11 protein-coding genes are annotated in these 11,498 nt (G+C 70.1%); 9 read left to right on the top strand and 2 right to left on the bottom strand.

Features of this window, described 5'->3' with window-relative positions:
• Nucleotides 1–102 precede the first annotated feature (102 nt).
• Nucleotides 103–546, bottom strand: coding sequence for an ATP-binding protein (locus tag ACWGIU_RS15725; protein WP_453706116.1), 444 nt, complete (start codon nucleotides 544–546; stop codon nucleotides 103–105).
• 201 nt (nucleotides 547–747) lie between these two features.
• On the opposite strand from ACWGIU_RS15725, the gene ACWGIU_RS15720 reads away from it, so the two are divergent.
• From ACWGIU_RS15720 to ACWGIU_RS15680, 9 genes are all read left to right on the top strand, one after another.
• Nucleotides 748–1,581 carry a hypothetical protein gene (locus tag ACWGIU_RS15720; RefSeq protein WP_453706114.1) on the top strand — a complete coding sequence of 278 codons (834 nt, stop codon included), beginning with the start codon at nucleotides 748–750 and terminating at the stop codon, nucleotides 1,579–1,581.
• A 108-nt stretch (nucleotides 1,582–1,689) separates the two neighbouring features.
• Nucleotides 1,690–2,415 carry a YcnI family copper-binding membrane protein gene (locus ACWGIU_RS15715; protein ID WP_453706112.1) on the top strand — a complete coding sequence of 242 codons (726 nt, stop codon included), beginning with the start codon at nucleotides 1,690–1,692 and terminating at the stop codon, nucleotides 2,413–2,415.
• A 69-nt stretch (nucleotides 2,416–2,484) separates the two neighbouring features.
• Nucleotides 2,485–3,138, top strand: a complete 654-nt coding sequence (locus ACWGIU_RS15710; protein ID WP_453706111.1) for an SCO family protein — start codon at nucleotides 2,485–2,487, stop codon at nucleotides 3,136–3,138.
• Entirely contained in the window at nucleotides 3,135–3,614 is a 480-nt protein-coding gene (locus ACWGIU_RS15705; protein ID WP_453706109.1) for a copper chaperone PCu(A)C, read from the top strand. Before ACWGIU_RS15710 ends, ACWGIU_RS15705 begins: the two co-directional genes overlap by 4 nt.
• A 22-nt stretch (nucleotides 3,615–3,636) precedes the next feature.
• Nucleotides 3,637–5,727 (top strand): copper resistance CopC/CopD family protein, encoded by a 2,091-nt coding sequence (locus ACWGIU_RS15700; protein ID WP_453706107.1) that lies wholly within the window; start codon nucleotides 3,637–3,639, stop codon nucleotides 5,725–5,727.
• A 5-nt stretch (nucleotides 5,728–5,732) separates the two neighbouring features.
• Nucleotides 5,733–7,010 (top strand): iron uptake transporter deferrochelatase/peroxidase subunit, encoded by a 1,278-nt coding sequence (gene efeB / locus ACWGIU_RS15695; protein ID WP_453706105.1) that lies wholly within the window; start codon nucleotides 5,733–5,735, stop codon nucleotides 7,008–7,010.
• A gap of 42 nt (nucleotides 7,011–7,052) precedes the next feature.
• Entirely contained in the window at nucleotides 7,053–7,988 is a 936-nt protein-coding gene (gene pheA / locus ACWGIU_RS15690; RefSeq protein WP_453706104.1) for a prephenate dehydratase, read from the top strand.
• Nucleotides 7,989–8,513: 525 nt separating this feature from the next.
• Nucleotides 8,514–9,791: a serine--tRNA ligase gene (gene serS, locus ACWGIU_RS15685; protein WP_453706102.1), complete on the top strand. Its 1,278-nt coding sequence runs from the start codon at nucleotides 8,514–8,516 to the stop codon at nucleotides 9,789–9,791.
• Entirely contained in the window at nucleotides 9,788–10,600 is an 813-nt protein-coding gene (locus ACWGIU_RS15680) for an HAD family hydrolase (RefSeq protein ID WP_453706100.1), read from the top strand. The genes serS and ACWGIU_RS15680 overlap by 4 nt, the downstream gene beginning before the upstream one ends.
• Nucleotides 10,601–10,832: 232 nt before the next feature.
• Here the strand turns inward: ACWGIU_RS15680 and ACWGIU_RS15675 are convergent, their stop codons facing one another.
• Entirely contained in the window at nucleotides 10,833–11,468 is a 636-nt protein-coding gene (locus ACWGIU_RS15675; RefSeq protein WP_453706098.1) for a rhomboid-like protein, read from the bottom strand.
• Between the last annotated feature and the right edge of the window lie 30 nt (nucleotides 11,469–11,498).

Raw genomic sequence — 11,498 nt, 5'->3', positions numbered from 1 at the left:
CCTCTACGGGGTCCCGCCCATCGGCGTTCCCAGCACACCCAAGGCAACCAGAACGCCCGAGGCGCCCAGGGCGCCCAGGCGCCTACGACCGCCTACGACTTGCTACGACACCTTCAGGAGCGCGCCGTCGCGCCACTTCAGCATCTTGTCGAAGCTCACCACCGCGCCACGGCCCGGCCGGTTGCGGAAGCGGACGTGGTCGGCGAGCTCGGCGATCAGGTGCAGCCCCCGGCCGTGTTCGGCCAGGGAGGGTCTGCGGCGGGCCACCGTCGCGGGCGGGAAACCCGGACCGGAATCGGTCACCTCGATGCGGCAGCAATCCCCGTCCAGATAGGCCGTGACGTGGTACGCCTCGGTCTCGTCCGGGATTTCGCCACCCCCGCCGTGCTCCACCGCGTTCGCACACGCCTCGCTCAGCGCCACCGAGAGATCGAAGGAGATGTCCGGATCCACCCCCGCGGTCTCCATCGTTCCCAGCAGCAGTCGCCTGGCGAGCGGCACGCTCGCGGCTTCGCGCCTCAAGTGGAGAGACCACCAGATGCTCATACGGTTACGTATTGCCGCCCGCGAGGGGGCGTAAGCGCTCTGCGACCATCCGAGACCTCGATGCGCCCGTTCGGCCGATGCGGCTCTCCCAGGGAGCGGTGTATGCGGCCGGCCCGAACGCTCCTCGCTACAGCTGACTCACTCGGACCTTCCGGACCTGCCGTATGAAGGGCCTCAGCGCAGTGCGATGATGGCCCGGCCATGTCCGACCCCCACGCGACGCATGCCGGAACCGGTCTCCGGCTGATCCGGGCCGCGGTGTTCACCGCGGTCTGTGTCGTGCTGTCCGCGCTCGGGCACGCCCTGGCGTCCTGCGCCACCGTGCCCTGGTGGTCGCTGTGTCTCGGTTTTCTCGCCGTCTTCGCGGTCGCCGCCCCGCTCGCGGGCCGTCCGCGGACGCTGCCCGGCATCACCGCCGGGCTCACCGCCGGACAACTCGGCCTGCACGCGATGTTCGGCCTCGGCCAGCACAGCGCCGCGGCCGCGCAGGCACCGGCGGGCACGGCGGACGCATCGCTGGCCGAACTCGCCGCACGGCTGGTGTGCGGAGGCAACTCCGTACCGCTCAGCCCGGCCGACGCCCGGCAGATCCTGGAAGCCGCCGGCCTGGACCCGGCCGCCCTGGCCGAGCAGACGGCACAGGCCGGGCAGGCTGTGGCACAGGCCCACGGAGCACACGCGCACGTGGCCCAGGCCGTCACCACGGCACCCGCGATCGGCCTGTTCAGCCCGGCCATGCTGGCCGGCCACCTGCTGGCCGCACTCGCCCTGGGCTGGCTGCTCGGCCGCGGCGACGCCGCGCTCTTGCGACTGGTCGCGCTGTCCCGGCGCTCCGCCGAAGCCGCCCCGCTACGTCCGCTGCACGCCGCACTCGCCTTCGTACGTGCCCTCGGCGCCGGACTCCCGGGCTCCGCCCCCCGTACCCCGCAGGACCCGCGGACGGGCTGCGACCCCACCCTCCGCACGGGGCGCGAAGCACTCCAGCACACGGTGATCCGGCGCGGCCCACCCGTGGCACTCGCCCTCGCAGCCTGACGCGGCGCCCTTCTTCCCCCACACAGAGCGGGGTACCGGTGCCGCGAACTCCGTGCGCGCACGTGCACGGAACAACCGCCACCACTGCTTCCGTGGAGTGTTCCTGCCATGAAGACCTCTCGCGTCTCCATCGCCGCCGCCATCGCCGCCGGTTCCGTCCTCCTCCTCTCCGGTCCGGCCTTCGCCCACGTCGGCGTGCAGCCTGCCGGTGAGGCTGCCAAGGGCGGCTACGCGACGATCAACTTCAAGGTCCCCAACGAGCGGGACAACGCGTCGACCACCCAGCTGGAGGTCAACTTCCCGATCGACCAGCCGCTCACCTCCGTCATGCCGCAGGACGTTCCCGGCTGGACCGTGACGGTCGAGAAGAGCAAGCTCGACAAGCCGCTCACCGTGCACGGAAAGCAGATCAACGAGGCCGTCACCAAGGTGACCTGGTCCGGCGGCAAGATCGAACCCGGCAAGTTCCAGCAGTTCCCGCTCTCCGTGGGCAAACTGCCCGAGGCCGTCGACCAGATGGTCTTCAAGTCCATCCAGACGTACGACAACGGCGAAGTCGTCCGCTGGATCGAGGAGGCCAAGGAAGGCGCCGCGGAGCCGCAGAGCCCCGCGCCCGTCCTGAAGCTGACCGCCCCCAAGGGCGACGACCACCACGGCAGTGGTGCCAAGGCCGACGAGCCGAAGAACGCCGGCAAGGACGGCCAGCACGGCCACGACGAGGCCGCCGCCGAACACGGCTCCGACACCACCGCTCGCGTCCTCGGCATCGCCGGCATCGTCGTCGGGCTCGGCGGTGCCGCCTTCGGCATCGCCTCGCGCCGCCGCTCCGCCTGACCCGCCGCGCCCATCGGCGCTGCCGTTCCGAAACGTCCGTAGCATCCCCGATCCCAGGGACATTTCCTCATGCGCACCACACGTGTGACGGTTGCCGCGCTGCTCGCGGCGGCCGTACTCACCCTCACCGCCTGCGACGGTGAGTCCGCCAAGGCCGGCGGGGTCACCCAGATCTCCGGCGGTCAGAGCAACACCAAGGCCGCGACCCTCCTGGACCGCCCCTTCACCAAGCCGGAGCTCGTCCTCACGGACACCACCGGCAACCCGTGGAACCTGCGTGAGCAGACCAAGGGCCAGCCGACTCTCATCTACTTCGGCTACACCAACTGCCCCGACGTGTGCCCGCTGACGATGAGCAACATCGCCGTCGCCAAGAAGGCACTCCCCAAGGCCGACCAGGACAACCTCCGGGTCGTCTTCGTCACCACCGACCCCGAAAGGGACACTCCCGAGTCCCTCGCCGCGTGGCTCAAGTCGCAGGACCCGTCCTTCGTCGGACTCACCGGGGACTTCGCGACCATCCAGGCCGCCGCACGCACGCTCGGCATCGGTATCGAGGCCGCCACGAAGGGGGCCGACGGCAACGTCGTCTCCATGCACGGCGCCCAGGTCATCGCGTTCTCGCCCAAGACCGACGAGGGCTACGTCCTCTACGGCGAGAGCACCACCGTCGACGACTACACCAGGGACCTGCCGAAGCTCATCAAGGGGGAGAACCCGTGAACGCCCGCACCAGGCGCACCCTCACCGCCGCTCTCTCCTTGACGGCAATGCTCGCCATATCCGGCTGCTCCGGCGAGGCCGAGCCGAAGATGACCGTCAGCGGCGCCTTCATGCCCGAGCCCGTGAACGACAAGATGGCGGGCGGGTTCATGGTCATCTCCAACCCGACCGAGAGCCCCGACAAGCTCACCGGCGCCACCTCCTCACTCTCCGACGATCTCCAGATCCACGAGACCAAGGACCAGAAGATGCAGCAGGTCCGGTCGATGGATGTGCCGGCGGACGGTCAGCTCCGGCTGGAGCGCGGTGGCAACCACATCATGTTCATGGGGCTCAAGAGCACTCCCAAGGTCGGCGACAAGATCACCGTCGAGCTCCACTTCGAGAACTCCCGCCCGGTCAAGGTCGAGCTGGACGTGAAGGACCGGACCTACAGCGCCCAGGCTCCGACAGCTACGTCCGGCAACCACCACTGACGGACCGAGGAGCTCACACGCCATGACGGCCACCGCCCCCTCCACGGCCCGCGCCCGTGCCACGGCATTCCCGCCGCGGCTGGCGCTGGTCCTCGCAGCCCTGCTGGCAAGCCTGTTCACCGCGGCCTCACCGGCCACGGCGCACGCCGCACTCACCGCGAGCGACCCCACGGACGGGGCGGTGGTCGCCACGGCCCCCGCCCAGGTCACTCTCTCTTTCTCGGAGAAGGTCTCCATGGGCGACGACTCGATCCGCGTCCTGGACCCCCAGGGCACACGCGTGGACACCGGCGAGCTGCGCGACATGTGCAGCGGGAACACCGTCCGCTACGGCACCGCCCTGCACACCGGACTGCCGAACGGCACGTACACCGTCGCCTGGCAGGCCGTCTCGGCCGACAGCCATCCGATCTCCGGCGCCTTCACCTTCTCCATCGGCGCGCCCTCGGCCACCGACGTCTCCCTGCCCACCGCGCGGGCGGGCGGCGGACCTGTCGGTATCGCCTACGGGATCGCCCGCTACGCCGCCTACGGCGGGTTCACCGTCCTCGTGGGCGGCGCCGCCTTCATCCTGTTGTGCTGGCGCCGGGGTGCCGCCGAACGGCCGCTCCAGAAGCTCGTCGTGCGCGCCTGGGTCATCCTGACCGCGGCCACCCTCGCCATGCTGGTGCTGCGGACTCCGTACACCGGGTCCGGGAACTTCTCCGACATGTTCGACCTCGACGGGCTCCGTGCCGTCCTGGCGACCAAGACCGGGGCCTCGCTCGTCTCCAGGCTCCTTCTGCTCGGCGCTGCCGCCCTGTTCGTAGCGGTCCTCTTCGGCGTCTACGCACGCCGCGTGGCGGGCGTCGGGCCCCATGGGACCGACCGGGCCGAGGGGGAGACCGACGGGTCCCACCAAGCCGACGGGTCCCACCAAGCCGACGGGTCCTATGCCGACAGGTCCGATGAGGCCGAGAGGCCGGACGACACCAGCGATCTCACTTTCGGTCTGGCCATCGGCGGAGCCGTCGTCTCCGGCGGTATCGCCGCCACCTGGGCTCTCTCCGAGCACGCCTCCACCGGTATCCAGCCCGCTGTGGCCATGCCCGCCGACATCCTGCACCTGCTGGCCGTCGCCACGTGGCTCGGCGGTCTCGCCGCGCTGCTCGTCGCCCTCCACAAGGTCCCCGGGATCGAGCGGGCGGCCGTCCGGCGCTTCTCCCAGGTCGCCTTCGTCAGCGTCCTGATGCTCGCCGGCACCGGCGTCTACCAGTCCTGGCGCCAGCTCGGCAGTTGGTCCGCCCTCACCGGCACCGACTACGGGCAGCTGCTTCTTCTGAAGGTCGGCCTGGTCGCCGTCCTCCTCGGCATCGCCTACGTGTCCCGCACGTGGACCGCGCGGCTCGCCGAGGCCCCCGCGGACGGAGAGGCCGCCGTCGCGGCCGTTGCGGGCGTCGGACAGACCGCCGACCCTGTTTCACGTGAAACAGCCCTGGGTGCCGTCTCCGAAGGCCCCGGTGTTTCACGTGAAACAGAGCCCGCGGCCGTCCCCGCGGACCCGGAGCGGGCCGCCCAGCTCGCCCGGCAGCGGGCCGCTCGCGAGAGCGCGCTGGAGAAGCGGGCGCGGGACGCCGACCCGGACCGCGCCGGCCTGCGCCGTTCCGTCCTCGCCGAGGCGGCCATCGCCGTGATCCTGCTCGCCGTCACCACCGTGCTCACCAGCACCGAGCCGGGGCGCACCGTGGAGCGGGAGGCGGGCCGCGGTTCCGCCACCACCGCCGTCCCCGACCGGGCAGTCAAGATCACTCTGCCTTTCGACACCGGCGGCCCGAACGGCAAGGGCTCCGTCCGGCTCGAACTCGACCCGGGACGGGTCGGCGCGAACACCCTGCACCTCTGGTCCGAATCCGCCGAGGGCACCCCCTTCGACCTCCCCGAGGTCAAGGTCGCCTTCACCCTCCCCGCCAGGGACATCGGCCCCCTGCCGCTCGTTCCCGAGGAGGCGGCCCCCGGACACTGGACCGCCTCCGGCGTCCAGCTGCCGCTCGCCGGTGAATGGCGCATCGACGTGACCGTCCGTACCTCCGACATTGACCAGACCACCGTCCAGAAGACCGTGAAGATCGGCTGACCAGCGTGACCGAGACCAACCCCGACATCGAGATCTCCCGGCGCAGGCTGCTGGGTACCGTCGGCGCCGCGGGCGCCGTCGGGTTGGCCCTCGGCGCCGCAAGCGGCGCCCTGGCGCACTCCGTGCTGGACGACTCCGGGAACGGCTCCGCCCCTGGAGCTGCCGGCAGCCTGGCCTCCCTCGGCGCCACCCGGGTGGCCTTCGAGGGAGAACACCAGGCCGGCATCATCACTCCGCTGCAGGCCAAGGGTCACCTCGTCGCCTTCGACCTCAGCGCCGGGGCGGGCCGTAGGGAGGCCGCCGCGCTGCTGCGCCGCTGGTCCGACACCGCCCGGCGGCTGATGGCGGGCGAGCCGGCCTCGACCTCCGACAGCGGGATCGCGCTGGACGCCGGCCCGTCCTCCCTCACCGTCACCTTCGGCTTCGGCCACTCCTTCTTCGACCGCACCGGCCTGACCGAACGCCGTCCCGCGGCCCTCGACCCGCTGCCGGACTTCTCCTCGGACCGGCTGGACGCCCAGCGCAGCAACGGCGACCTGTGGGTCCAGATCGGCGCCGACGACGGCCTCGTCGCCTTCCATGCGCTGCGCGCCCTGCAGAAGGATGCCGGGGAAGCCGCCCGCGTCCGCTGGCAGATGAACGGTTTCAACCGGTCTCCCGGCGCCACCGGCACCCCGATGACCGCCCGCAACCTGATGGGCCAGATCGACGGCACCGGCAACCCGAAGCGTTCGGAGCCCGACTTCGACAAGCGGATCTTCGTACCCGGCGCGGGCCCCGGGCCCGCCGGGCACGCCTGGATGGCCGGGGGCTCGTACGCCGTCGTCCGGCGCATTCGCATGCTCCTCGACGACTGGGACAAGCAGTCCCTCGCCCAGCAGGAGCAGGTCATCGGGCGCACGAAGGCCACGGGCGCGCCGCTGACCGGCGGCGGTGAGACCACCGAAATGGCGCTCGACAAGCTCGGCGCCGACGGGAAGCCCGTCATCCCGTCCAACGCGCACGCCCGGATCTCCGCCCCCGAGCAGAACGGCGGGGCCGCCATGCTGCGGCGGCCTTTCTCCTTCCACGACGGCATCGGCCCCGACGGCGCTCCCGACGCCGGGCTCCTCTTCGTCTGCTGGCAGGCCGATCCGCTGCGCGGATTCGTACCCGTACAGCGCAAGCTCGACCGCGGCGACGCGCTGTCGGAGTTCATCCGGCACGAGTCCAGCGGCCTGTACGCGGTTCCGCCCGGCCCCCGCAGCGGCGAGTACGTGGGGCAGCGACTGCTCGAAGGATGAACAGCAACCCGGCGGGCGGCACCCCGGCATTAGGCTGATCGCATGTCAGCCACCCGCTTCACGTATCTCGGTCCCGAGGGCACCTTCACCGAGGCCGCCCTGCGCACCCTGCCGGAAGCCGCGACCCGGGAACTCGTCCCGATGGTGTCGGTCCCGGCCGCCCTGGACGCCGTGCGCAACGGCGAAGCGGCCGCTGCCCTCGTTCCGATCGAGAACTCGGTGGAAGGCGGGGTCACCGCCACGCTGGACGAGCTGGCCTCGGGCGAACCGCTGATGATCTACCGCGAGGTGCTGCTGCCCATCACCTTCGCGCTGCTCGTGCGGCCCGGGACCGCCCTGTCGGATGTCAAGACCGTCACCGGGCATCCGGTCGCCCAGCCGCAGGTGCGGAACTGGCTGCGGGCGAACCTGCCCGACGCGGTGTGGGAGTCGGCCGCCTCGAACGCCGACGGCGCCCGGCTGGTCCAGGAGGGCCGCTTCGACGCCGCGTTCGCGGGCGAATTCGCCGCGGCCACCTACGGGCTCGTTCCGCTGGTGACCGAGATCCACGACGCGGAGAACGCCGAGACCCGGTTCGTGCTGGTTGGGCGCCCCGCCCGGCCGGCCGCCCCGACCGGCGCGGACAAGACCTCCGTCGTGCTGTGGCTCGGCGACGACCACCCCGGTGCGCTGCTGGAGCTCCTTCAGGAGTTCGCGGTCCGTGGGGTGAACCTGATGCTCATCCAGTCCCGACCGACCGGACAGGGCATCGGCAACTACTGCTTTGCCGTCGACGCCGAGGGCCACATCTCCGACCGGCGCGTCAGCGAGGCGCTCATGGGCCTGAAGCGGACCTGCCCCCAGGTCCGCTTCCTCGGTTCCTACCCCCGTGCCGGTGTCGCTCAGAGTGATGTCCGGGCTCCTCGGCCCGGGACCTCCGACGGTGACTTCACGGACGCCTCCGACTGGCTGGGGCGCTGTCTCGACGGACGGGCCTGAGCCGTCGTCCACTGTCCACAGAGTTATCCACAGGCGGAGACGGGGGCTGGGGACAAGTCGACAGAACGGCACGGCAAGGTCGACAAATCGCCCAGGTGGCTCAGGTTTCGCTCTGGGGAGCGGAAGGTGAACGGTGTCACCTCCGCATCGCCGATCAACTCTTTGGGGCGAGTCATTCCCACCCGAATGAGTGTGTGAGGGTGGTTTGAACCCCGATTCGCCCCGGCCGTTCAGCGATCAGGAATGATCTATTCCTGTGTCCACAGAGACAGCACACAGCCTGTGGATAAGATGCCGGTCGGGGCAATTCCTGTGGACAAGAAGGCTCTCCGGTCCTGCTCAGGGCCTGCCCCGCCGTCGGCGGCCTGTCCCCCTTTTCGGAGAATGGGCCGCTTAATCGATACCCGGAGAAGAACCACTTCCGGTCAGTCGGCAAGACTTATCCATTCGCGGCAATGCGGACATAATGCCACGCAGCGTGATATCGGTGTGATGCCAGGAAGCCCAGCCCGGTAGCCTTGAGGGGTGATTGACCTCCGGCTGCTCCGTGAAGACCCTGACCGTGTCCGCGCCTCGCAGCGCGCCCGTGGAGAGGACGTCGAACTCGTCGACGCGCTGCTCTCCGCCGACGAGCGCCGCAGGTCCTCAGGCATGCGCTTCGACGAACTGCGCAATGAGCAGAGGTCTCTCGGCAAGCTCATCCCCAAGGCCTCCCCCGAGGAGCGGGCCGAGCTGCTGAAGAAGGCCGAGAAGCTCAAGCAGGACGTCAAGGCCGCCGAGGCCGAGCAGAACGAGGCCGACGAAGCCGCCAAGCAGCTTCTGCTCCAGCTCGGCAACATCGTCCACGAGGACGTCCCGGTCGGCGGCGAAGAAGACTTCACCGTCCTGGAGACGCACGGCACCATCCGCGACTTCGCCACCGAGGGCTTCGAGCCCAAGGACCACCTGGAGCTCGGCGAACTGCTGGGCGCCATCGACGTCGAGCGCGGCGCCAAGGTCTCCGGCTCGCGCTTCTACTACCTGACCGGTGTCGGCGCCCTGCTGGAGCTGGCGCTGGTCAACGCGGCCATCGCCCAGGCCACCGAGGCCGGCTTCATCCCGATGCTGACCCCGGCGCTGGTCCGCCCCCGCGCCATGGAGGGCACCGGCTTCCTCGGCCAGGCCGCCGAGAACGTGTACCACCTGGAGAAGGACGACTTCTATCTGGTCGGCACCTCCGAGGTCCCCCTCGCGGCGTACCACATGGACGAAATCATCGACGCCGAGAAGCTGCCGCTGCGGTACGCCGGCTTCTCCCCGTGCTTCCGCCGCGAGGCCGGCACGTACGGCAAGGACACCCGCGGCATCTTCCGCGTCCACCAGTTCGACAAGGTCGAGATGTTCTCGTACGTCGCGCCGGAGGAGGCCGAGGCCGAGCACCAGCGACTCCTGGAATGGGAGAAGCAGTGGCTGACCAGCCTTGAGCTGCCGTTCCAGGTGATCGACGTCGCCACCGGTGACCTGGGCTCCTCCGCCTCGCGCAAGTTCGACTGCGAGGCGTGGATCCCCACCCAGGGCAAGTACCGCGAGCTGACCTCGGCCTCGAACTGCAACAGCTTCCAGGCCCGCCGTCTGTCGATCCGCTACCGAGACGGCAAGAAGACGCAGCCGCTGTCCACGCTGAACGGCACGCTGTGCGCCGTACCACGCACGATCGTCGCGATCCTGGAGAACCACCAGCAGGCCGACGGTTCGGTACGGGTGCCGCAGGTGCTCCGCCCCTACCTCGGTGGCCGCGAGGTCCTGGAGCCGATCACCAAGTGAGCCCGGCCCCGTTCCCGTACAAGCTCGTCGCGACCGATCTCGACGGCACGCTGCTGCGTGGCGACGACACCGTCTCGGAACGCACCCGTGAAGCGCTCGTCGCGGCCACCGCGGCGGGCGCGGCACACATCATCGTCACCGGTCGTGCCGTGCCCTGGACCCGGCACATACTGGACGATCTCGGCTACACAGGGATCGCGGTCTGCGGGCAGGGCGCGCAGGTCTACGACGCGGGTGCGCACCGGCTGCTGACCTCGGTGACGCTGGACCGGCAGCTGGCCGGCCTGGCGCTGGCGAAGCTGGAGGCCGAGATCGGCCCGCTGGCCGTGGCGGCCAGCCGGGACGGGGTGGACGGCGAAGTCCTGTTCGGGCCCGGGTACCAGATGCAGGAAGGCCTCCCGGCCCTCTACCTGGAGGATGCCGAGGCGCTCTGGACGGCTCCGCTGAACAAGCTGTACATCCAGCACCCGGAGCTGGACGACGACGCGCTCGTCAAGGTGGCCCGGCAGACGGTGGGCAGCCTGGTCGACATCGTCATGGCAGGTCCCGGCATCGTCGAGATCCTGCCACTGGGTCTGACCAAGGCCACGGGCCTGTCGCTGGCCGCGCGCCGGCTGAAGGTCAAGGCGGCGGAGACGATCGCCTTTGGTGACATGCCCAACGACATCCCGATGTTCGGCTGGGCCGCACACGGGGTGGCGATGGCCCATGCCCATGCCGAGCTCAAGGCCGTGGCCGACGAGGTGACGACCTCCAACGAGGAGGACGGCATCGCGGTGGTGCTGGAGCGTCTGCTGAGCGCCGCGTAGCGCGCATGACGTAGGAGAGAGGTCCGGGACAGCCCGCGCCGCACGGCGCGCTCGAAGTGGCTGCCCCGGACCTTCTTTTGCTCCCCGCACCATTCACTCTGCACCGGGCGCAGGTCCCTTACCAGCGAATTTCCATGCATCAGGCGTGGTTCCGGCGGCGGCGCCAGTAGGCGACGGTGAGGATGCCCAGCAATGGACCCCCGAGCAACAAGGGGCCGTGCCTGGTTCCTGCTCATGTTTCACGTGAAACGCCGTTGCGGGTGAGGGGCCAGGAGAGCAGGCCGACGGAGAGTGCGATGGCGTGGCCGAGGTCCGTGAAGGTGCCGCCGGTGAGCAGGGGCACCCCGAAGAAGGCGACCGCTCCGGCCAGGTAGAGCCATTTCCACGGTCCGGGGAGCCGGTAGGTGAGGACGCCGATGGAGGCCGCGAGCCCGTAGCTGACGCCGATGTCGACGACGTGGGTCATGCTGTGCGGGGCCCGGTGGTCCTGGATGGCCGCCAAGAGGATCTTCTGGCTGACCAGGGTGGCGACGACGTGCGCCGTCGCGACGATGAGGAACCAGCGCAGGGTGCCGAGCCAGCGTTCGACAGGGGCGTGGAACACCTCGAAGAGCGCTGCGTAGAGGGCGAGCGAGGCCGGGTTCGCGATCCAGAAGGCACTGCTGACGAGGGCCCGGACGGGATATTGGACGAGCTGGTGGATGTTGCTGCTGTTGCGGTGGAGCAGGACGCTGTCGACCTGGTCGGGTGCGATCGCGACGATGATGCTGGTGACGGCGATGATCAGAAGCCAGATATGCGTTCCGGGCGAGGAGCGTATCCAGGACCGCAACGGCCTGGACGGCTCCGGCTCGGTGTGCGCGACCATGCACCGATGATGCCGCGCGAACCTGTGCCC

This window comes from Streptomyces sp. NPDC054840 (assembly GCF_053611065.1).
This window is presented reverse-complemented; position numbering and strand designations above follow the sequence as displayed.